Origin of the sequence: Nocardia jiangsuensis (assembly GCF_042650385.1) — a bacterium.
Taxonomy (GTDB): domain Bacteria; phylum Actinomycetota; class Actinomycetes; order Mycobacteriales; family Mycobacteriaceae; genus Nocardia; species Nocardia jiangsuensis.
In genome coordinates this window covers 52,254-71,828 of sequence record NZ_JBHSAX010000002.1, presented here as the reverse complement: position 1 = coordinate 71,828, position 19,575 = coordinate 52,254, and the positions used below count along the sequence as shown (strand labels likewise).

Here is a 19,575-nt window from a genome sequence, read left to right as displayed (position 1 = left end):
GATTCAGCTCGGCGCCGTCAGCTGCCAGACGTGGCCGTCGGGGTCGGCGAAGGTGGCGCTGAAGCCCCAGGGCTGGGTGGCGGGTTCGGTGATGACGGTGGCGCCCGCCGCGCGGGCCCGGTCGACGGCGGCGACGACCTCGGCTTCGCCGGGGAGGGCGAGGCCGAGCAGGCATTCGCTGGTGCCGGGGGCGGCCACGGCGCGGTCGCCGAGCACCCAGCCGAAGCCGCCGGTGGGGACGAGCACGAGGGTGGTGCGGGCGTCGAGGCGGTACTGCAGGGGCTCGGGGACGCCGTCGTCGGCGAGTTCGCCGAAGGGTTCGAGGCCGAGTGCCGCGCGGTGGAAGGCGACGGCGCGGCGGCGGTCCTCGGTGGGTAGCGCGATCACCACGGGTGGGACCTGGGTGCCGCGGCGGAGCAGGTAGATGTCCATGATCCAGCCCTTGGCCGCGCGCAGCTCGGCGCGGCGGGCCACGATACGCGGGCCGGCATCGGCGAGCGGGCCTTCGATCAGCTCCTCGTCCGGCATGCCGAGGTAGGCGCCCCACCAGATGTGCACGCCGTCCGGCGGGAGGGTGGTCCACGCGCAGTCGCCGTCCAGCATGACCAGCGTCGGGTCGTTGCCGAGCCCTTCGGCGCGGAGCCTGCGGCCGGTGGTGATGTGCACCGGCTCGCCGATGCCGTGCAGCACCGTGCGGTGCGCCGCCGCCAGCGCCTGCGTGCTGGTGACGCCGGGGATCACGGTGTACTCGAAATCCTGGGTGGCGCGGATGGTCTCGATCAGCCGCAGGGTGCTGTCGTAGAGCGCGGGGTCGCCCCAGACCAGAATGCCGCCGACCCCGTCGATCGCCGCGAACTCGGCGGCGAGCAGCTCGGCGCGGCGGCGGTGCCAGTCCTCGACCGCGCGGCGGTAGTCGCCGGGGTCGCGGTCGCGCGGGGGGTCCTGCACCTCGACCACCCGGTGCCCCGGCCTGGCGTGCCGGTCGAGGATGGTGGCGCGCAGGTCGAGCAGTTCTCGCTTGTCCTCGCCCTTGCCGATGACGAAGAAGGTGTCGACCCGGCCGATCGCCGCGACGGCCTGCAGGGTCACCTGGTCCGGGTCGCCGGCGCCGATTCCGATCACGTGGAGCGTCCGCATGCGCCGAGACTAGAGTCGACGTGTGACGACTGCGCCGGACACCCAGTACGAGGACCTGCTCCGCCTGGTCCTGAGCACCGGAACCGCCAAGGGCGATCGCACCGGCACCGGCACCCGCAGCGTGTTCGGCCACCAGCTGCGCTACGACCTGAACGCCGGGTTCCCGCTGGTCACCACGAAGCGCGTGCACCTCAAGTCGGTGGTCTACGAGCTGCTCTGGTTCCTCCGCGGCGACTCCAACGCGCGCTGGCTGCAGGAGCGCGGGGTGAAGATCTGGGACGAGTGGGCCGGTCCGGACGGCGAGCTGGGCCCGGTCTACGGCGTGCAGTGGCGCTCATGGCCCACCCCGGACGGCAGCCACATCGACCAGATCGCGGGCGTGCTGCAGACCCTGCGCACCGACCCGGACTCCCGGCGCATGCTGGTCTCCGCCTGGAACGTCGCCGAGCTGGACAAGATGGCGCTCGCGCCGTGCCACGCGCTGTTCCAGTTCTACGTCGCGGGCGGGAGGCTCTCCTGCCAGCTGTACCAGCGCAGCGCCGACCTCTTCCTCGGCGTCCCGTTCAATATCGCGTCGTACGCCCTGCTCACGCACATGGTGGCGCAGCAGGCCGGGCTCGGCGTCGGCGAGTTCGTCTGGACCGGCGGCGACTGCCACATCTACGACAACCACGTCGCGCAGGTCACCGAGCAGCTGAGCCGCGCCCCCTACCCCTTCCCCGAGCTGCGGCTGCGCAGGGCCGATTCGCTCTTCGGCTACGACTACGCCGACGTCGAGATCCTCGGCTATCAGCACCACCCGACCATCAAGGCGCCGGTGGCGGTGTGACCGCCAGGACCGTCGGGCTGATCTGGGCGCAGACCCCGGCCGGGGTCATCGGCAGGGACAACGGCATCCCGTGGCGGGTGCCGGAGGACGTCGCGCACTTCAAGGCGACCACCGCGGAGCACCCGGTGATCATGGGCCGCCGCACCTGGGACTCGCTGCCCGCCCGTTTCCGCCCGCTGCCGGGCCGCCGCAATATCGTCGTCACCAGGCAGCCGGAGTGGCGCGCCGACGGCGCCGAACCCGCGCCCTCCGTCCCGGCCGCGCTGGCGCTGGCCGGGACCGGAACGGTCTGGGTGATCGGCGGCGCCGAGATCTACCGCGACGCGCTCGCCGCCGCCACCGATCTCGCCGTCACCGAGGTCGACCTGGATGTCGATGGCGACAGTTTCGCCCCCGCGCTCGGCCCGGAGTGGGCATCCGACGAGGCGGCCTGGCTGGAGTCGAGCACCGGCATCCACTACCGCATCCGCCGGTATCGGCGCGCGGACCGCTGATCCCGGCATATCGCCGCCCGGGGTCGGGCATACTTCGGTTCATCAGCACCTGTCGGCGCGAAAGGTTGTCATGGACAAGAAATCGCTCACCGCGGTGGCCCGGCAGCAACTGAAGCTCGCGGGGACCGCGACCAGCGGCCGGAGTTCACAGACCCTGTTCGGCGGGCACGCGAATGCGCTGCGGCAGACCGTGGTCGCGCTCACCGCGGGCCAGAGCCTCGGCGAGCACGACAATGCCGGAGAGGCGACGCTGCTGGTCATCAGCGGGACGCTCATCCTGATCAGCGGCACCACGGAGTGGAAGGGGTCGGCAGGCGACCTGCTGGTTGTCCCCAGGGCGCGGCACAGCGTCAAGGCTGTGGATGATGTGGCGTTTCTGCTGACCGTCGCCAAGTCCTGAGCGCGCCGACGCTCTAGGCTGGCGGGCATGGGTGAGCCACAGCCGATCCTCGAACCGCTCACACCGGCCGCCATCTTCCTCGTCGCCACGATTGCCGAGGGTGGCGAGCCGGTGGTCCGTGACCTGCTCGCCGACCTGCCAGGGCTCCGCCGCTCGGTCGGCTTCCGGCTGCCCGGCGCCGGGCTGACCTGCGTCGCCTCCATCGGGTCGGCGGCGTGGGACCGGCTCTTCGCCGGGCCGCGCCCGGCCGAGCTGCACGAGTTCCGCGAGTTCAGCGGTGCGGTGCACAGCGCGCCCGCCACCCCCGGCGACCTGCTGTTCCACATCAAGGCCGAGGTGCACGACGCCTGCTTCGAGCTGGCCATGGTGATCGGCGACCGGCTCGGTGACGCGGTGCGGATCGTGGACGAAACGGTCGGCTTCCGCTACTTCGAGCAGCGCGACCTGCTCGGCTTCGTGGACGGCACGGAGAACCCGGAGGGCGCCACCCCGCAGTCGGACGCCGGCCGCACCGCGCTGATCGGCGACGAGGATCCGGATTTCGCCGGCGGCAGCTACGTCATCGTGCAGAAGTACGTGCACCCGATGGACAAGTGGCGGGCGCTGCCGGTGCCGGAGCAGGAGCGGGTGATCGGCCGCACCAAGCTGGACGACTTCGAGATGGCCGACGAGGTGAAGCCGCCCGATTCGCACGTCGCGGTGAACACGATCATCGACGAAGACGGCACCGAGCGGCAGATCCTGCGCGCCAACATGCCGTTCGGGAGCGTCAAGGACGGCGAGTTCGGCACCTACTTCGTCGGCTACGCGGCCACGCCCAGCGTCACCGAACGGATGCTGGAGCGCATGTTCACCGGCACGCCGGACGCCGCCTACGACCGCATCCTGGACTTCTCGATCGCGGTCACGGGCACGCTGTTCTTCACGCCGCCGAACGACTTCTTCGACGACCTGCCCGATCCGCCGGAGCAGCCGGCGGCGCCCGTCGCCGCCCGACCGGCCGACGGCTCGCTGGGAATCGGCACGCTGAAAAGGAGCACCAACCGATGAACAACCTGCACCGCGAACTCGCGCCGATCACGCCGGAGGCCTGGGCACAGATCGAGGAGGAGGCCACCCGCACCTTCAAGCGGCACATCGCCGGGCGCCGCGTGGTCGACGTCTCCGGGCCGTTCGGGGTGGATTACAACGCGGTCGGGCTGGGCCGCACCAGCCCGATCGCCGCGCCGGACGAGGGCGTCGAGGCGCGGCAGCGGGTGGTGGCGCCGCTGGTCGAGCTGCGGGTGCCGTTCACGCTCTCCCGCGAGGAGCTCGACAATGTCGAGCGCGGGTCGCAGGACACCGACCTGGACCCGGTCAAGGACGCCGCGCGCAAGATCGCCTTCGCCGAGGACCGCGCGGTCTTCGAGGGCTACCCGGCGGCGGGCATCAAGGGCATCCGGGCCAGCGCCTCGAACCGGCCGATCGCACTGCCGACCGACACCAGGCTGGTGCCGGAGGCGGTTGCGCAGGCGCTCTCCGCGCTGCGGCTGGCCGGCGTGGACGGGCCGTACTCGGTGCTGCTCAGCGCCGACCTCTACACCGAGGTCTCGGAGACCTCCGACCACGGCCACCCGATCCGCACGCACATCGAGCGGCTGCTGCCGGACGGCGAGATCATCTGGGCGCCCGCCATCGACGGCGCCATCGTGCTGACCGGCCGCGGCGGCGATTTCGACCTGCGCGTCGGCCAGGATCTCTCGATCGGCTACCTGACCCACGACGCGGAGTCGGTGCGGTTGTACTTCCAGCAGAGCATCCAGTTCCTGGTGTACACCTCCGAGGCCGCGGTCTGCCTCTCCGCGTGATGGACGACGCGGTGACGACGGATCGCCCGGCCCCGGTGCGGGCCGGGGTGGTCCCCGGCTCGCGGATCGCGCTGTACGCCGCGGTGGCGGTGCTGGTGACGGCGGTGCCGTCGGCCGCGGTGGTCGCGCTCTTCGGGGTGAACCGGGTGGTCACCGGGGTGCTGCTGGGCGGGGTGTTCGGGATCGCGGTGCTGGTCGCGCTGTTCCGGCGCGATGCCGTCGTGCTCTCCGAGCGCGGGATCGAGCGGCGCACCCCGTGGTCGGCGCGGTCGCTGGACTGGGAGCGGGTGGTCGGCGGGCGGTTCACCCTCGACGAGAAGGCGCGCTGGGCGCTGGCGCTCGACCTCACCGGCGACGCCGAACTGGTGCTGCTCTCCATCCCGCCGGTGCTGCGACCGGTGAGCAACGCCTACGAGATGCGCAAACGCGAGCAGGTGCTGCAGGTGCGGCAGCTACTGCGGGAGAAGCGGATCCCGATCACCGTGCTGCCGGAGATCGCAACCGCATTACAACGACACTGGCGCCTGGCACCGCCCGCCCGCTGACCGGTATACCTGGTGCGGGACGAGACGCGGAGGCTGAAGTGTCGATGAAGAAGGGCGCCAATGTCGCGGTGCCGACCTCGGTGCTGCGGATCGAGGTCTCGGCGGCGCCGGATGTCGCCGCGCTGTTGCTGAGCGGCGGGCGGGTGCGCAGCGACGCCGACTTCGTGTTCTTCAACCAGCCCGCGCACCCGTCCGGGGCGGTGCACTACGAGCGCGAGCACATGCTGGTCGCGGATCTCTCGCGGATCGAGGACGCGGTCGACGCGGTGGCGATCGCCGTCGCAGGGGACGGACCGCTCGGCGCGTTCGCCGCGCGGGTGCTCGATTCGACCACCGGGGCCGAGGTCGCGGCCTTCGAGTGCCGGGGCGAAGGGGAGAACGCGCTGGTCGTCGGGGAGCTGTACCGGCGTGGCGGTGGGTGGAAGTTCCGGGCGGTCGGGCAGGGGTACACCTCCGGGCTGGAGGGGCTGGTCGTCGCGCACGGGGTGTCGGTGGACGAGGACGCGGCGGAGGGTGAGGCAGGTGCCGCGGCTGCGGCGCCCGGCGCCGGGGCAGGTAACGGCGCCGCGGGCGCACCGGGTGGTGTCGACGCGGACAGGTCGGAGCACAGCGCCGGGGGCGCGCCGGGGGTGCGGAACAGCGCGGGTCCTGGGCAGTGGGCGACACCGGGCCGGCAGTATCCGGTGGTCGAACCGGTTGCCCCGCCGCCATTTCCCGCACGGAACTCCTCGACGCCGCCGAACCCGAACCAGGGCGGCAGTGCTCCGCACCCGACGCTGGTCAACCCGCGCGACGGCCGACCGCACCCCACGGCGGTGAACCCGCGCTCCGACGGACCGCACCCGACACCGGCGAACCCGCGCGCAGGCACGCCGCAACCCACGCGGGCGAACCCGAACTCACGGGCAGGCTCGCCGCACCCGACGACACCGAATCGGCGCCCCTACTCCACCCCGCCGGTCGCGATCACCGAGGAACTTCCGACGCTCTCCCTGACCAGTGTCGGCGCCACCTCCGGGCTGCTCAGGATCAACCTCGGCTGGTCGATCCCGGCCATCCGCGGCATCGCGGGCCGCGGCGCCCCCGACCGCCCCCTCGACCTGGACCTGTGCTGCCTGTGGGAGCTGAACGACGGCAGCAAGGGCATCGTGCACGCCCTCGGCGAGTTCGGCACCCTCGCCGGCCCCCCGTTCCTGAAACTCGACACCGACGACCGCACCGGCCGCCCGGACGGCGAGAACCTGCTCATCGACCTCGACCACACCCGCGACTTCCGCCGCATCCTGATCTTCGCCTCGGTCTACGAGGGCGCCGACGACTTCCGCGGCGTCACCGCCACCGCCACCCTGCACCCGGTACACGGCGCCCCCATCGAACTCAGCGTCGCGGGCTGCACCGACAACTCGCGCAAGGTCGCCCTCGCCATGCTGGAGAACGTCGCGGGCGACCTGGTGCTGCGCCGCGAGGGCCGCTTCATCCCCCCGCCGACACACCCGCCCTACTTCCTGAACAAGGCGGTCGACGAGGCGTACGGCTGGGGTTTGGCCTGGGTGAGCGCACCGGCCAAGGAGTAGGGTGGCGCACCGGGAGGGGATATGACCGATGATGCACCGCTCCGGGTGGTTCCGGAAGATGTCCAGGCGATCGGCCGGTACGCCGCCGATGTGGCCGAGCAGCTGAAATCGGGGGCGAGTTCGCTGGACGGCGAGGTCCAGGCACTTTTCGGTACCTGGCGGGGCAGCGCCGCCGACGCCTACCGCACCGGCTGGGACGAGATGCGGGACGGCGTCCTGCAGACCTTCGACGCGCTGACCGATCTGGCGTCGAAGCTGGGCGCGGGTGTGGCAGCCCAGGTGGAGCAGGAGTCGAGCTCGGCGACGCTGCTGAACGTGGACTGACATGTCCGACGAGTTCGCCTTCGACCTCGACCACATCGATCAGGTGACCGCCCGTGCCCGCGGCTTCCAGGAGTTCCTCGCCGGGCACCTCGACGAGCTGGACCGCCGGGTGCGAGAGCTGGTCCAGGGCGGGAAGTGGACCGGCGCGGCCGCGACGGCCTACGCCGAGGAACACCGGGAGTGGATCATCGCGACCAGGGAACTGCTGGACGGCCTTGCCCAGATGGAGGAGGCCGCGCGCCTGGCCCGCGATTCCTACGCCGAGGCCGCCGCGGTGAACCTGCGCATGAGCGGAGGCTGACATGGCCTCCGTCGCCCCGCACACCTACTACACCGCCGCCGACGCCTGCTACCAGCTGTCCCGGGAGTTGCAGTCGGCCTACAACCCGCTGCAGACGGTCCTGCTCGAGACCGGCGGCATGGCTGGTAGCTATCCGGCGGTCCTCGCCTGGTCCGCCGCCTACGACGAGCACGCGGCCGCCTTCACCCTCGCGGCCACCGGTTTCGTCAACGCGCTCCAGCATTTCGCCGACATCCTGATCGCCTCCGGCTACAACTGGGAGTGCGCGAACTACGCCGCCAACCGGGATCCGAACAAGGGAATCGGCCCGGCCTGCCCGCGCACCATCCCGTCGGAGACGCCGTACGGGGTGAGCACCGTGACCGGCGTCGCCTCCTCCCGGAACAACGGCCCCGGGCTGGAGAGCGACTTTCCCGAGCTGTTCGACAAGGTGACCGCGCAGATCGCGGGCGGTGAGGTCCCGGACGGCGACACCGACAAGCTGGACCGCGCGGCGAAGGCGTGGAAGGCGTACGTCGACAACGACACCGCATTCGCCGCGGAGTCCCGGCTGCGGCTCATCGCCGACGGGCTGCAGCGGTTCGACGCACCCGATGTCCCCAACCTGACCGAGCATCTGCGCACGCTCTCCACGAACGCCGGCCAGATCCGGTTGGCCGCCGACGATCTGGCGAAATCGACGGCAAGCCATCACACCGCGCTCGTCGCGATGCGGGCGGAGATCAGCACGCAGATCGCGGCCACGCTCGTCGTGGCGTCCGTCGTCATCGCGGTCGCCCTGGTGGCGATCCGTAACCCGCGGGCCCTCGCGGCCGAGGGCATCGCCATCGATGTCACCGCGACCGCGATCGTCCGGATCGCGGGCACCTTCTTCGCCACGCTCGGCGGCATCAGTTTCGGCACGGGGGCGCTGACGACCGGTGCACTCGCCACCATCACCGGTCTGACTATCCTGTCCATCGCCGGTGATGCGACATTCAATGCGAATCGCAAGCCGCCGGGCGATGCCTACGACCCGGATGGGGCGAAGGCACCAGGAAAGCCGGGCGATGCCGAGGGATTCGTGCCGCCCAAGGGCGGCGAGCAGTGGGTTCCGTCCCCGAATGGCAGGGGCTTCGGCTGGCTCGACGCCGATGGCAAGGTGTGGGTTCCCACCGGGAAGGGTGCCACGGCCCACGGCGGCCCGCACTGGGATGTCCAGGACGGGAAGAGTTACGACAATGTCTACCCCGGCGGGAAGAGGCGATGACCAACATGGGTGATGTGGTACTCGAAGCCACGAGCGTTACGTACTACTCGTACAACGACGAGGCGGCCTTCTTCGAATGGCTCGACAAAATCGGCTGCGTCGCGTCGTACCGCGGCGAGTCGCGGACGCTGTACATCACGCTCGCGTTCGGCACCGTCGATGAGGAGGATCTGCGCGATCTCGTCGCCCTCTATCGGCGATACGCCATCGACCTGCGAGAACTGCGGGTTTTGAACACCGACGCGGTCGGGCCCTGGTTCAGCGACTCTGCACGTTCCTGGCACGACGAGGTTTTCGGAGCACCGGCGCAATGACCTGTTGCACCGAGCTCCACACCCGGTGCGGAGTTTTGCGACTTCATACCTCGCCACGGTGATCGACGGCGGCACGGAGCGCGGTACGGGCGGCGGCGACGGCGGGATGGCCGCCGGTCCCACGACGATAGGCAAGGTGCGTCCGACGCCGGATGGGCAGCGGGGTGAGTACGACGCCCTCCGGGGCACCGGCGGTTCCGAGGTCGGGGACGAAGGCGACGCCCTGCCCGGCGGCGACCAGCGCGAGTACCGCGCCGAAATCGTCGGCGTGGTGCCGGATGCGGGGCGTGAAACCGGCCGCCTCGCAGGCCCGCAGGGTGAGGGCGTGGCACAGGGTGCCCGGGGTTCCGGCGATCCACGCGGAGTCGCGATGAGCCACGAGCGGCTCCGCGCCCCGGGCGGCGAGGTGCACGGTTTCCCGGAGCAGCGGTTCGGTCTCCAGGCCGGGGTCGGCGAGCACGGGGACGTAGTCGTACTCCTGCACCAGGGCGATGTCGAGCCGCTCCCCACGCAGGGCGTCCGGCACCGAGGCCGGGTCGAGTTCGGTGACCATGAGATCGAGCCCGGGGTGCTCGCTGCTCAGCGCCACGATGGCGGGGGTCAGGATGGCGGGGACTGCGGAGGGGAAGACGCCGATACGCAGGGTTCCGGTGAGTTCGGTCGTGGCCGTCGCGAGTTCGGCGGTGGCGCGCTGCAGTACCGCCAGGAGCTCCTCGGTGCGGGCGACCAGGCCACGGGCGGCCGGAGTCAGCGTGACCCGGCGGCCGGTGCGCTCGAGCAGTGCCGCCCCCGTCTCCCGTTCCAACGCGGTGAGCTGCTGGGATACCGCCGAGGGGGTGTAGTTCAGCGCTTCGGCGACGGCGGCGATGGTTCCCCGGTGCGCCAGTTCCCGGAGTAGCCGCAGCTTGCGGACATCGAGCATAAGCACAGCTTAAGCTCGACGTCGGTAATCCGAACTGGACCTGAAGGACGCTGCGGGGCGAAGGTCGGTGCATGCTCCTCACCGGCCTGTACGTCCCGCTGATCACCCCGTTCACCGCCACCGGCGAACTCGCGACGACCGCGCTGGCGGAACTCGCGCACTCGGCACTGGCCGACGGCGCGACGGGGTTGGTCGCGCTCGGCACCACCGCCGAGGCGGCGGCGCTCACCCCGGAGGAGCGCGAGACCGTCATCGAGATCTGCGCCTCCGCCTGCGCCCGGTACGGCGCACCGCTCGTCGCGGGGGCAGGTACGAACACCACCGCATCCTCGATCGAGCAGGTCACGAGGCTCGATCCGCGGGTGAGCGCCGCGCTCACGGTGGTCCCGTACTACACCCGGCCCTCCGAAGACGGAGTGGTCGAACACTTCCGGCTGCTCGCGGCCGCCAGCCCGGTGCCGCTCATCGTCTACAACATCCCGTACCGCACCAGCCGCACGCTGAGCGCGGAGACGCTGGGCCGGATCGCCCGCATCCCGAACATCGCCGGCTTCAAGCACTCCACCGGCGGCATCGACGAAACCACCATCGCCTTCCTCGCCGACCTCCCCGCCGACACCGCGGTCCTGGCCGGGGACGACCTCTTCACCTCCCCGCTGCTCGCCCTCGGCGCGAGCGGCGCCATCCTGGCCTGCGCCACTGTCGCCGCCCGCCCGTACGCCGAGCTCATCGCCGCTTGGCGCGCGGGCTCGATCGAGCACGCCAGGCAGCTCGGCCACCGGCTCGTCCCGCTCACCCGCGCCCTCTTCGCCGAGCCCAATCCGACCGTCGTCAAGGCCGTACTCGCGGCCCAGGGCCGCATCCCGAGCCCGCACGTCCGCCTCCCCCTGCTGCCCGCGCGCCCGGAATCGACCGCCGCCGCCCTGGCCTGCGTGGACCGGCTCGACCCCGGACCACTCCCGCGGGGGTGAGCACACCGCCCGGTGCGGTCACCCGGTCTCACGAAACGTCCCTCACTCCCGCGCGACAGCCAGCGATTCCAGCAGTGCCACGGCCTCCGCCCGCACGACTCCCGCGGCCCCGAGCACCCGCAGCACAGCCTCCGGAATGGTCTGCTCGGCGTACTCCGGCGCGACCCCCTCGTCGGAGCGGATATTGATCACCGTCTCCACCAGGCGGAACGGAAGCACCTCCGAGCCGGGAACTGCGCGCGACCCCAGGTCCGCGAGGACGAGCCGGGCCAGCTCCTCGTAGTGCCCGCGCAATTCGTCACGGCGCAGGCGGAAGGCCGCGAACCGCTCGGTGCGCAGCTCGGGGAGCAGGTAGAGCGCACCGAGATTCCAGCGCGCGGCGCACAGCTGGCGGACGTCGAAGAGCGCGAGCGCGTAGAGCCGCACAGCGGCCGAAGCAGAGTGCGCGGCCAGCCCCTGGGCGAATTCCAGTGGCCCGGCCACGGTCTCGGCGAGCAGCGCGTCCAGGATGTCGTCCTTGGCCGCGAAGTGGTGATACAGCGAAGCCTGCCGGAGGCCGACCGCGTCGGCGACCGCGCGGGTCGAGGTATTGGCGTAGCCCTTGGTGGTGAAGAGCTCCCCCGCGGCGTCCAGTATCTCGGCCCGCGGCGTCTGCCCGTGCCTGCGCCGCTGCTCGAGCCGCGGGCGCCCCGGTCCGAGGTTCGTCACGGAGCCATTCTGGCACTGCCCGGAAGTCGGCCCCCCTCGCACCGGGCTGACCAGCGCGGAGAGATTCCTGTCACCCGACAGAAACCCACGCAACGCAGAAGTTACGGCGCTTGACCGGAGCGATACACAGCGGTCACCGGGAACGCGATCGACGGGTCAAAACTGTCACCCGATAGATATTTCGGCCCGTCCCGAAGGAACCGATCATGGCCACCACCCTGGAACCCACCGCCCCCGGGAATCCGCCGTCCGCCACCCGCGACGGCGCCGACCTGGCGACTTTCGGCTACGAACCGGTGCTGCACCGCAAGCTGGGGCGCTACGCCTCGTTCGCGGCGGGCTTCTCGTTCGTCTCCATCCTCACCACGATCTTCCAGTTCTTCGCCTTCGGGTACTCGTTCGGCGGCGCCGCCTTCTTCTGGACCTGGCCGCTGGTCTTCGCCGGCCAGTTCCTGGTGGCGCTGAACTTCGCCGAGCTGGCCGCCCGCTACCCCATCTCGGGCTGTATCTACCAGTGGTCGCGGCGGCTGGCGGGCGAGATGGTCGGCTGGTTCGCCGGCTGGCTGATGATCATCGCGCAGATCGTCACCGCGGCGGCCGCGGCGATCGCGCTGCAGGTGGTGCTGCCGAGCATCTGGAGCGGGTTCCAGATCATCGGCACCGACACCGCGCTGACCTCGCACGACGGCGCCATGAACGCGGTGCTGCTCGGCAGCGCGCTGCTGGTGGTGACCACGGTGATCAACGTGATCGGCATCGACCTGATGGCCCGGATCAACTCCATCGGCGTGACCATCGAGATCGTCGGCGTGCTCGCCATCATCGGGCTCTTCTTCACCAGCGCGGAGCGCGGGCCGGACGTCGTCTTCGACACCTCGCAGGCGGTCGAGGGGCCGTACTGGATGGCCTTCCTGGTCTCCGGGCTGATGGCGGCGTACGTGATGGTCGGCTTCGACTCGGCCGGTGAGCTCTCCGAGGAGACCAAGAACCCGCGCCGGGTGGCGCCGCGCACCATCCTCACCGCGCTCACCGCATCGGCGCTGGGCGGCGGGCTCATCCTGGTCGGCGCGCTGATGGCGGCGCCGAGCCTGGACGACGGCGCGCTCGCCGAGGGCGGGCTGGCCTACGTGCTCACCGCCAAGCTGGACAGCCCGGCCGGAACGGTGCTGCTCGGCTGCGTCGCGGTGGCGATCATGGTGTGCACGCTGGCCGTGCAGACCGCCGGTTCGCGGCTGCTGTTCTCGATGGCCCGGGACGGCAAGCTGCCCTTCGCGAAGGCGCTGGCCGCGGTGCACCCGCGGTACGGAACGCCGGTGCTGCCCGCCATCGTGATCGGCGCCGTCGGCATCGCGCTGCTGGTGCTGAACCTGGGCAACTCGGCGATCTTCGCCACCCTGGCCAGCGTCGGTATCGCCACGCTCTACCTGGCCTACCTGCTGGTGACCACGCCGCTGCTGGTGCGCCGGTTCCGCGGGTGGCAGAGCGAGCCGGGGCTGTTCGGGCTCGGCCGCTTCGGGATTCCGGTCAACCTGCTCGCGGTGGCCTGGGGCATCGCCATGACGGTGAACCTGGCCTGGCCGCGGGCCGAGGTGTACACGCCGGAGGGCGGCTCCTGGTGGATGCTCTGGGCCGCGCCGCTCTTCGTGCTGCTCGCCGTCGGTGTCGGCTTCGCGATCTACCGCACCGTGGCGGACAAGCCCGCCCCTGCCCTCGTCCCCTGATCCGCGCGGCGGTGGCGATGCCGGTCGCCACCGCCGCGGCGGTGCGGTCGCTGCCGACCCGGCGGCCGCCCCCCGCCGCCGCCCGGCGCACGCCCCCGGCGGCCGCGCTGTGTGGCCGTGCCGGATTCGACCGCCGGGTCGGTTCATCCGGTCCGGCTACCACCACCGCAGGGCAGAGCACACTCTCGCGAAATACCAGGAGCCTCGATGACCAGCACCGATTCGACTACGGCCGCTAGAGCGCACGCCCGCGCGCAGGCGTCCGCCGCCGCGCTTCCCGAACCCGAGCTGCCTGCGGGCATCGACCCCGCGCGGGTCGTGCTCCGCGACCGCATCCCGGCGGGCGGCTACCTGACCCGGGTACTCGGCCGCGGCACCCGCCTCCGCCTCACCGACCCCACCGGCGCGGCCTGCGCGCACCTCCTGTTGCTCCGCGCGGAGGCGCCGTGGGAGCGGCTGAACGTCGCCGACACGCTCAAGGTGCCGTGGCAGGCGTATCTCGGCGCGGGCCACCCGCTCCTTTCCGACCAGGGCCGGGTGCTGGCCACCGTGCTCGCCGACACCTCGGGTCGGCACGACGCGCTCTGCGGCCCGACCCCGGAGGTCAGGCACGCGCTGCGGCTGGGCGCGGCCAAGCACGGACTCGCGCCCGCCGACGTCGGGCCGACGCTCTCCTTCTTCCGCGGGGTCCGGGTGGACGCCGATGGCGGCCTGGTCAGCACCGGCAGCGCCGCGCCGGGCGCCGCACTCGACCTGCTCATCCACCTGCCGGTCACCGTGCTGCTGGCGACCGGCGGCCACCCGCTGGACGAGCGCCCCGCCGCCGAGCTGGACGTGGTCGCCTGGGCCGCCCCGGAGGACCTGACACTGCAACCCAATTCGGACCCGGAATACCTGCGGGCCGTCGACAACACCGAGGCGGCCTGGACCGCTTCCCGCAACCAGGGGGTCCCGGCATGACCAGCACCGAAACACTCGTCCTCGACGAGACCGTCGCCGCCTGCGCCCCCTGGTCCACCGTGGTGCGCGCCGGCGAGCAGCTGCGGATCATCGACCTGCACGGCAACCAGGCCGTCGACTGCCTGCTCTACTCCGCCGCCGACCCCACCGGCGAGCGGTACAGCGCGCAGGCGACCGTGACCGCGCAGCGCAATATCTTCCTGACCACCGGCAGCGTGCTGCGCACCGACTCCGGCGCCGCGCTCATGACGGTGCTCGCCGACGAGGTCGGCAACCACGACACCCTGGCCGGCGCCTGCTCGCAGGAGTCGAACACGCTGCGCTACGGGCAGCACACCAGGCACCAGCACGCCTGCGTGGAGAACTTCCTCACCGAGGCGCTGAAGTGGGGGCTCGGCAAGCGCGACCTGGTCTCGAACATCAACTGGTTCATGAACGTCCCGGTGGAGCCGGACGGCACGCTCGGCATCGTGGACGGGCGCTCCGCGCCCGGCAAGTCGGTGACGCTGCGCGCCGAGATCGACACCCTGGTGCTGGTCTCCAACTGCCCGCAGATCAACAACCCGTGCAACGGTTTCGACCCGACGCCGGTGCGCATGGTGGTGACCCGATGAGCGTTCTCACCGACTCCGTGCTCCTGCCGGACGACCTGGCGCAGGTCGCGACCGTCACCGTCGTGCGTCCCGGTCCGCTGAGCACGATCCAGGACTGGCCGGGCCGCACCGGGTACTGGCACGTCGGCGTCCCGCCGTCCGGTCCGATGGACGATCTGTCGTTCCGGCTGGGCAACCGCGCGGTCGGGAACCCGGAGGGCGCACCCGGCCTGGAGTGCACCCTGGCCGGACCGACCCTGCGCTTCGAGCGCGCCACCGCGATCTGCGTGACCGGTGCCCCCGCCCCGGTCACCGTGAACGGCGAACCGGTCCCGCAGTGGCGCGCGGTGACAGTGCCCGCGGGCGGCACGCTCGAGGTCGGCGCGGTGACCGGGCCGGGGCTGCGGGTCTACGTGCTGCTCGCGGGCGGCCTCGACCTGCCCGAATACCTCGGCAGCACCGCGACCTTCACGCTCGGCAAGTTCGGCGGCAGCACCGGCGGAATCCTCCGCGCGGGCGAGACGCTGCCGCTCGGCGAGCCGGAGAACACCCCCACCGGCGCGGTGCCGATGGAGCACCAGCCCGCGCTCACCCGGCACTGGCAGCTGGCCGTCACCGAGGGCCCGCACGGCGCCCCCGAGTTCTTCACCCGCGCCGACATCGACACCCTCTACGCGACCCCCTACGAGGTGCACTTCAACTCCGACCGCACGGGCGTCCGGCTGATCGGCCCGAAACCGGCCTGGGCCCGCCCGGACGGCGGCGAGGCCGGGCTGCACCCGTCCAATATCCACGACACCCCGTACTCCGTCGGCGCACTCGACTTCACCGGCGACACCCCCATCCTGCTCGGCCCGGACGGCCCCAGCCTGGGCGGTTTCGTCTGCCCCGTCACGGTGACCGCCGCCGACCGCTGGAAGCTCGGCCAGCTCGCCCCCGGCGACACCGTGCGCTTCGTCCCCGTGCGCAGTGCCGCCACCGCCCCGCTGCGCGAGCTCGGCCGGGAACGTCGCGCCGGCTTCCCGATCGTGCTCAGCGCAGGCGGCGACGGCGACAACGGCGTGCTGCGCCGCGGCCACGTCGACGACGAGACCTCGGTGACCTACCGGCGCGCGGGCGACGACGGCGTCCTCGTCGAATACGGCGAGATGACCCTGGATCTCGCGCTCCGCGCGCGGGTGCACGCGCTGCACCAGCACCTGCTCGCCGACCGCCTGCGCGGCATCACCGAGCTCACCCCCGGCATCCGCTCGCTGCAGATCCGGGTCGATCCGGCGCTGCTCCCGGTCCCCCGCCTGCTCGACCTGCTAGCCGAGGCGGAGACCGCCATCCCCGCCGCGGGCGACCTCGTGGTGCCGAGCCGGACCGTGCACCTCCCGCTCTCCTGGGACGACCCCGCCACCCGCGAGGCCATCACCCGCTACATGCACGGCGTGCGCGCCGACGCGCCCTGGTGCCCGTGGAACATCGAGTTCATCCGGCGCGTCAACGGTTTGGACACGGTCCAAGAGGTGTACGACACCGTCTTCGACGCCGAGTACCTGGTACTCGGGCTCGGCGACGTCTACCTGGGCGCCCCCGTCGCCACCCCCACCGACCCCAGACACCGGCTGGTCACCACCAAGTACAACCCGGCCCGCACCTGGACCCCGGAGAACGCCGTCGGCATCGGCGGGGCCTACATGTGCATCTACGGCATGGAAGGGCCGGGCGGGTACCAGTTCGTCGGCCGCACCACCCAGGTGTGGAACCACCGCGCCACTGGTTCCGACGACCCCTGGATGCTGCGCTTCTTCGACCGGATCCGCTGGTACCCGGTCGAGGCGGACGAACTGCTCGACCTGCGCGCCGACTTCACCGGGGATGTGCGCACCGAGGACGGTTCTTTCTCACTCGCCGAGTACCGAGGGTTCCTGGATGCCGAGGCGGATTCCATCGCGGAGTTCCGGGGGCGGCAGGCAGAGGCGTTCGGGGCCGAGCGGGAGTCGTGGCGGCGGGCGGGTGAGCTGTAGCGTTTCACGGCAGGTAGAGCCTCTCGTTCGGCAGGCGACGAAGCCGGGCACCCGGGTCGCCGATCGATGTCGATGCTTCGACATCGCTACGGTTGGCAATCTCAGCGACGAAGGTCGTCGCGGCTGTGACACAGGCCCGGTAGTCGAATCGCACGCTGCCGCGTTCGGTACGGATCGTCACCGAAACCAGCACATCCGGCTCCTGCGGTGCCGGTGAAGGTGGATCACTCACCGAGACGGATTCCTCCCTGAGCAGGCGGTGGTACCCGGCGCCGGGGGCGTTTCGCCACCGGCCCGCCACTCTGACGGGCTGGTGCGCCGAACGGGAATTCCAGGCGTCGGCCCGGCACCGGGTACCGGCTTCAACGATTGCGATTGCGGCCGCGAACCCCAATGCCCCGCCGGGGTAACCCCCTTGGGGCTTGACCACCGCGAAGTTCGATCACCCCGGCAAAGGGGGATTAGGCTTGCGAATGCGCGAGTACTCAGTCGCCGCGACCGGGGGGTTCAGGTGTCGGAAAAGAGCTGCGCCATATGCGGGGAACGGCCCCACGGCACCCTGTGTTCGTCGTGTATGCGGTCGGTCGGTCTGAGCGCGCCCATCCCGCCGGAGTTCTACGAACGGGTGAATATCCGGAAAGCCCTGGAGAATTACGACTTCGGCTCCGTCTTCACAGCGGTTCGTGGGCGCACGGGGCTGAGCCAGACCCGGCTCGGCATTCTCGTGGATCTGAGCCAGTCGCGGATATCGGCGATCGAGCGAGGTGAACGCCGTTTGGGGCATGTGAGAGTCGTGGCACGGGTGGCGTCCCGCCTCGGCATTCCGCCACATCTCCTGGGTTTTCCCGGCCGCGAGAACGGTAGCCTGGCGGCCAGGGAGGTGAACTGGGTGGACCGACGCGATTTCCTCATGCTGGTCACCGCCGCCCTCGCACAGGTACACCAGATTCGAGCGCTCGAGAACGCGGAGTGCAGCGAGAAGGTGCGCACGCGATATTGGGTTGCCGCAGCCGAACTCGCGGCGACCGCGGCCTGGCTTGCCTACGACCTCGAAGACCACGGAACAGCTCGTAGACTCTGGGCATACGCACTCGATGCCACTCGCAAGGGGGAGGATCATCCGCGCAGCACCGATCTCGCGGTATCCATCCTGCTGGACATGACCCACCAGTCGTTGCACCTGTGGCGGTCCGAAGTACCCGGCGATCGACGGCGGCAGGAGGCACTGTCGTTCGCTCAGCTCGCGTCGGCGACCTCCAGCAACAGGAAGCATCCCGTCAGCTCGATGACTTCCGGCTACATCTCGGCCGTCACAGCGTGGTGCTGGGCAGCACTGGGACAGGGGGAGCCGATGCGGCGCGCTATCGCAACCGCACAGGACCACTCCGGAGCCGCCGACAACATCCCCCCGTGGGCGTCATTGGTCACCCCCGCCGAGCTCACCGCACAGCGGGGACACTCCTACTACCTGCTGTCACTGACGGAACCGGCAGCCGCATCGACCGCAGTCGAGCAACTCGCCGAAGCGATCGACGGCCACGTCATCGAGCACGCGCGAAGCCGAGCCGTCGCACTGCCGACCTTAGCGGGCGCCTATCTCCAGGCGGGCGACTACGACAGTGCCGCGAAGGCCACCACCGACGCGATCAACGCGGTCACCAGTACGTCCTCCGCGCGCTGCTATACAAGACTGCGCGATCTCGACCGCATCGCGGCCCGGCACGATCGCGAGCCGGTCGTCGCCGAACTGCGCCGACAAATCCGGGTAGCCGCTCCGGCCACGGTATGAGCATCGATGCCGGACTCCCCGAAGCCGATGCGCTGGCGGCGGCGTGCGCGGCATTCGGTGTCTCCGCCGAAGGCGCCCAGCTACTGCACCACCGGTCGAACGCCGTGTACCTGCTGCCCGCCGGGGCGGTGATCGCCCGACTGGCACCCGACACCGAACTACGCAGGGCGCGCGCCCACGTCGGCATCGCGGTCACCCGGTGGTTGAGTGATTCGATAGCGCTGCGTCCGCTTGCCGGTCCGCAGCCGGTTGCCGGAAATGGTGCCGTCGCCACCTTTTGGCCGTATCGCGCACCACAGGAGACAGCTACGTTGAGCGACGTCGCGATCCTGCTGCGCCGACTCCACGAACAGCCGATCCCACCATTTCCGCTCCCGCGATACCGCCCGCTGCACCGGCTGCGCGAGGCGCTCGCTCTCGACGCCGCCCGCAGGCATCCAGCTCTCGACCGCGATGACCACACGTGGCTCACCGATCGCGCCGAGGAACTGATCGCGACCTACGCCGCTACCCGATTTCCCCTCGGATACGGGCTGGTCCATGCCGATGCCCACACGGAGAATGTCGTCTCGACCGAGCACGGCTTCGTCCTGATCGACTGGGACGGCTGCTGCATCGGTCCCAGAGAACTGGACCTGATCAGCGCTCTGCCGGATCACTTCCACGCACCAGAAGGCGACCGACGCCAATTTCTCGATGCCTACGGCTACGACCTGCTGGCATGGCCTCGGTGGCCGCTTCTCCGCGACGTCGCCGAAATGCACTCGCTGGGGGCGTATATCCGGCTCGCACCGGACAAGCCTCGAGCGGCTGAGCAGCTCGCGGTACGGCTCGCATCCCTGCGCACCGGTGACCGCCGAATACGCTGGTCGGCAATCTCCTGAT

Annotated in this window: 22 protein-coding genes and 1 pseudogene; 18 read left to right on the top strand and 5 right to left on the bottom strand. The window is 71.0% G+C overall.

The features are described from left to right. Nucleotides 1-3: 3 nt before the first annotated feature. Nucleotides 4-432: a VOC family protein gene (locus ACFO0B_RS00340; protein WP_378610473.1), complete on the bottom strand. Its 429-nt coding sequence runs from the start codon at nucleotides 430-432 to the stop codon at nucleotides 4-6. Next, a pseudogene (cobF, locus tag ACFO0B_RS00335) lies at nucleotides 409-1,137 on the bottom strand (precorrin-6A synthase (deacetylating)); the annotation flags it as partial. The gene ACFO0B_RS00340 and the pseudogene cobF, both read right to left, overlap by 24 nt. A 22-nt stretch (nucleotides 1,138-1,159) precedes the next feature. Here cobF and ACFO0B_RS00330 point away from each other — a divergent pair. From ACFO0B_RS00330 to ACFO0B_RS00280, 11 genes are all read left to right on the top strand, one after another. After that, entirely contained in the window at nucleotides 1,160-1,966 is an 807-nt protein-coding gene (locus tag ACFO0B_RS00330) for a thymidylate synthase (protein ID WP_378610213.1), read from the top strand. Then, complete coding sequence (locus tag ACFO0B_RS00325; RefSeq protein ID WP_378610212.1) at nucleotides 1,963-2,460, top strand: dihydrofolate reductase; 498 nt, start codon at nucleotides 1,963-1,965, stop codon at nucleotides 2,458-2,460. Before ACFO0B_RS00330 ends, ACFO0B_RS00325 begins: the two co-directional genes overlap by 4 nt. A gap of 70 nt (nucleotides 2,461-2,530) precedes the next feature. Then, the gene (locus ACFO0B_RS00320; RefSeq protein WP_378610211.1) at nucleotides 2,531-2,860 is read left to right on the top strand and encodes a cupin domain-containing protein; all 330 of its coding nucleotides are present in this window, start codon (nucleotides 2,531-2,533) and stop codon (nucleotides 2,858-2,860) included. A 27-nt stretch (nucleotides 2,861-2,887) separates the two neighbouring features. Continuing rightward, on the top strand, nucleotides 2,888-3,910 hold the full coding sequence (locus ACFO0B_RS00315) for a Dyp-type peroxidase (protein ID WP_378610210.1): 1,023 nt from the start codon (nucleotides 2,888-2,890) through the stop codon (nucleotides 3,908-3,910). Next, on the top strand, nucleotides 3,907-4,707 hold the full coding sequence (locus ACFO0B_RS00310; protein ID WP_378610209.1) for a family 1 encapsulin nanocompartment shell protein: 801 nt from the start codon (nucleotides 3,907-3,909) through the stop codon (nucleotides 4,705-4,707). Before ACFO0B_RS00315 ends, ACFO0B_RS00310 begins: the two co-directional genes overlap by 4 nt. 11 nt (nucleotides 4,708-4,718) lie before the next feature. Next, nucleotides 4,719-5,252 carry a hypothetical protein gene (locus ACFO0B_RS00305; protein WP_378610208.1) on the top strand — a complete coding sequence of 178 codons (534 nt, stop codon included), beginning with the start codon at nucleotides 4,719-4,721 and terminating at the stop codon, nucleotides 5,250-5,252. Between the two features lie 44 nt (nucleotides 5,253-5,296). Further along, nucleotides 5,297-6,826, top strand: a complete 1,530-nt coding sequence (locus ACFO0B_RS00300) for a TerD family protein (protein WP_378610472.1) — start codon at nucleotides 5,297-5,299, stop codon at nucleotides 6,824-6,826. Nucleotides 6,827-6,847: 21 nt separating this feature from the next. Next, nucleotides 6,848-7,150, top strand: a complete 303-nt coding sequence (locus ACFO0B_RS00295) for a WXG100 family type VII secretion target (protein WP_378610207.1) — start codon at nucleotides 6,848-6,850, stop codon at nucleotides 7,148-7,150. A gap of 1 nt (nucleotide 7,151) precedes the next feature. After that, nucleotides 7,152-7,451: a WXG100 family type VII secretion target gene (locus ACFO0B_RS00290; RefSeq protein WP_378610206.1), complete on the top strand. Its 300-nt coding sequence runs from the start codon at nucleotides 7,152-7,154 to the stop codon at nucleotides 7,449-7,451. Nucleotide 7,452: 1 nt separating this feature from the next. Then, nucleotides 7,453-8,700, top strand: a complete 1,248-nt coding sequence (locus ACFO0B_RS00285) for a polymorphic toxin type 37 domain-containing protein (RefSeq protein WP_378610205.1) — start codon at nucleotides 7,453-7,455, stop codon at nucleotides 8,698-8,700. Then, nucleotides 8,697-9,014: a hypothetical protein gene (locus ACFO0B_RS00280; RefSeq protein WP_378610204.1), complete on the top strand. Its 318-nt coding sequence runs from the start codon at nucleotides 8,697-8,699 to the stop codon at nucleotides 9,012-9,014. Before ACFO0B_RS00285 ends, ACFO0B_RS00280 begins: the two co-directional genes overlap by 4 nt. A gap of 43 nt (nucleotides 9,015-9,057) precedes the next feature. On the opposite strand, the gene ACFO0B_RS00275 is transcribed toward ACFO0B_RS00280, so the two are convergent. After that, entirely contained in the window at nucleotides 9,058-9,936 is an 879-nt protein-coding gene (locus tag ACFO0B_RS00275) for a LysR family transcriptional regulator (RefSeq protein WP_378610203.1), read from the bottom strand. Nucleotides 9,937-10,007: 71 nt separating this feature from the next. Between ACFO0B_RS00275 and dapA the strand changes: the two genes are divergently transcribed. Next, nucleotides 10,008-10,907 carry a 4-hydroxy-tetrahydrodipicolinate synthase gene (gene dapA / locus ACFO0B_RS00270; RefSeq protein WP_378610202.1) on the top strand — a complete coding sequence of 300 codons (900 nt, stop codon included), beginning with the start codon at nucleotides 10,008-10,010 and terminating at the stop codon, nucleotides 10,905-10,907. 42 nt (nucleotides 10,908-10,949) lie between these two features. Here dapA and ACFO0B_RS00265 read toward each other — a convergent pair whose 3' ends face one another. After that, a complete protein-coding gene (locus ACFO0B_RS00265) occupies nucleotides 10,950-11,615 on the bottom strand; it encodes a TetR/AcrR family transcriptional regulator (RefSeq protein ID WP_378610201.1) in 666 nt (221 codons plus the stop codon). 206 nt (nucleotides 11,616-11,821) lie between these two features. Here ACFO0B_RS00265 and ACFO0B_RS00260 point away from each other — a divergent pair, with 206 nt between their 5' ends. The 4 genes from ACFO0B_RS00260 to ACFO0B_RS00245 all read left to right on the top strand — a co-directional run bounded on the left by ACFO0B_RS00260 (nucleotide 11,822) and on the right by ACFO0B_RS00245 (nucleotide 16,901). After that, nucleotides 11,822-13,336 carry an amino acid permease gene (locus ACFO0B_RS00260; protein WP_378610200.1) on the top strand — a complete coding sequence of 505 codons (1,515 nt, stop codon included), beginning with the start codon at nucleotides 11,822-11,824 and terminating at the stop codon, nucleotides 13,334-13,336. Nucleotides 13,337-13,543: 207 nt separating this feature from the next. After that, nucleotides 13,544-14,296 (top strand): DUF1989 domain-containing protein, encoded by a 753-nt coding sequence (locus ACFO0B_RS00255; RefSeq protein WP_378610199.1) that lies wholly within the window; start codon nucleotides 13,544-13,546, stop codon nucleotides 14,294-14,296. Then, entirely contained in the window at nucleotides 14,293-14,910 is a 618-nt protein-coding gene (locus ACFO0B_RS00250) for an urea amidolyase associated protein UAAP2 (RefSeq protein ID WP_378610198.1), read from the top strand. The genes ACFO0B_RS00255 and ACFO0B_RS00250 overlap by 4 nt, the downstream gene beginning before the upstream one ends. Next, nucleotides 14,907-16,901 carry a 5-oxoprolinase/urea amidolyase family protein gene (locus ACFO0B_RS00245; protein ID WP_378610197.1) on the top strand — a complete coding sequence of 665 codons (1,995 nt, stop codon included), beginning with the start codon at nucleotides 14,907-14,909 and terminating at the stop codon, nucleotides 16,899-16,901. Before ACFO0B_RS00250 ends, ACFO0B_RS00245 begins: the two co-directional genes overlap by 4 nt. A gap of 4 nt (nucleotides 16,902-16,905) precedes the next feature. Here ACFO0B_RS00245 and ACFO0B_RS00240 read toward each other — a convergent pair whose 3' ends face one another. Further along, nucleotides 16,906-17,133, bottom strand: a complete 228-nt coding sequence (locus tag ACFO0B_RS00240) for a hypothetical protein (RefSeq protein ID WP_378610196.1) — start codon at nucleotides 17,131-17,133, stop codon at nucleotides 16,906-16,908. 342 nt (nucleotides 17,134-17,475) lie between these two features. Between ACFO0B_RS00240 and ACFO0B_RS00235 the strand changes: the two genes are divergently transcribed. Both ACFO0B_RS00235 and ACFO0B_RS00230 read left to right on the top strand, forming a co-directional pair. Continuing rightward, complete coding sequence (locus ACFO0B_RS00235; protein ID WP_378610195.1) at nucleotides 17,476-18,690, top strand: helix-turn-helix domain-containing protein; 1,215 nt, start codon at nucleotides 17,476-17,478, stop codon at nucleotides 18,688-18,690. Further along, nucleotides 18,687-19,574, top strand: a complete 888-nt coding sequence (locus tag ACFO0B_RS00230) for a phosphotransferase family protein (RefSeq protein ID WP_378610194.1) — start codon at nucleotides 18,687-18,689, stop codon at nucleotides 19,572-19,574. Before ACFO0B_RS00235 ends, ACFO0B_RS00230 begins: the two co-directional genes overlap by 4 nt. Nucleotide 19,575 lies beyond the last annotated feature (1 nt).

Excerpts from the sequence above, each read along its gene's own strand:
- ACFO0B_RS00340 (WP_378610473.1), bottom strand. The coding sequence starts at position 432 with ATGGACATCTACCTGCTCCGCCGCGGCACCCAGGTCCCACCCGTGGTG.
- ACFO0B_RS00320 (WP_378610211.1), top strand. The coding sequence starts at position 2,531 with ATGGACAAGAAATCGCTCACCGCGGTGGCCCGGCAGCAACTGAAGCTC.
- ACFO0B_RS00315 (WP_378610210.1), top strand. The coding sequence starts at position 2,888 with ATGGGTGAGCCACAGCCGATCCTCGAACCGCTCACACCGGCCGCCATC.
- ACFO0B_RS00310 (WP_378610209.1), top strand. The coding sequence starts at position 3,907 with ATGAACAACCTGCACCGCGAACTCGCGCCGATCACGCCGGAGGCCTGG.
- ACFO0B_RS00300 (WP_378610472.1), top strand. The coding sequence starts at position 5,297 with ATGAAGAAGGGCGCCAATGTCGCGGTGCCGACCTCGGTGCTGCGGATC.
- ACFO0B_RS00295 (WP_378610207.1), top strand. The coding sequence starts at position 6,848 with ATGACCGATGATGCACCGCTCCGGGTGGTTCCGGAAGATGTCCAGGCG.
- ACFO0B_RS00290 (WP_378610206.1), top strand. The coding sequence starts at position 7,152 with ATGTCCGACGAGTTCGCCTTCGACCTCGACCACATCGATCAGGTGACC.
- ACFO0B_RS00285 (WP_378610205.1), top strand. The coding sequence starts at position 7,453 with ATGGCCTCCGTCGCCCCGCACACCTACTACACCGCCGCCGACGCCTGC.
- ACFO0B_RS00280 (WP_378610204.1), top strand. The coding sequence starts at position 8,697 with ATGACCAACATGGGTGATGTGGTACTCGAAGCCACGAGCGTTACGTAC.
- ACFO0B_RS00275 (WP_378610203.1), bottom strand. The coding sequence starts at position 9,936 with ATGCTCGATGTCCGCAAGCTGCGGCTACTCCGGGAACTGGCGCACCGG.
- dapA (WP_378610202.1), top strand. The coding sequence starts at position 10,008 with ATGCTCCTCACCGGCCTGTACGTCCCGCTGATCACCCCGTTCACCGCC.
- ACFO0B_RS00260 (WP_378610200.1), top strand. The coding sequence starts at position 11,822 with ATGGCCACCACCCTGGAACCCACCGCCCCCGGGAATCCGCCGTCCGCC.
- ACFO0B_RS00255 (WP_378610199.1), top strand. The coding sequence starts at position 13,544 with ATGACCAGCACCGATTCGACTACGGCCGCTAGAGCGCACGCCCGCGCG.
- ACFO0B_RS00250 (WP_378610198.1), top strand. The coding sequence starts at position 14,293 with ATGACCAGCACCGAAACACTCGTCCTCGACGAGACCGTCGCCGCCTGC.
- ACFO0B_RS00245 (WP_378610197.1), top strand. The coding sequence starts at position 14,907 with ATGAGCGTTCTCACCGACTCCGTGCTCCTGCCGGACGACCTGGCGCAG.
- ACFO0B_RS00235 (WP_378610195.1), top strand. The coding sequence starts at position 17,476 with ATGCGGTCGGTCGGTCTGAGCGCGCCCATCCCGCCGGAGTTCTACGAA.
- ACFO0B_RS00230 (WP_378610194.1), top strand. The coding sequence starts at position 18,687 with ATGAGCATCGATGCCGGACTCCCCGAAGCCGATGCGCTGGCGGCGGCG.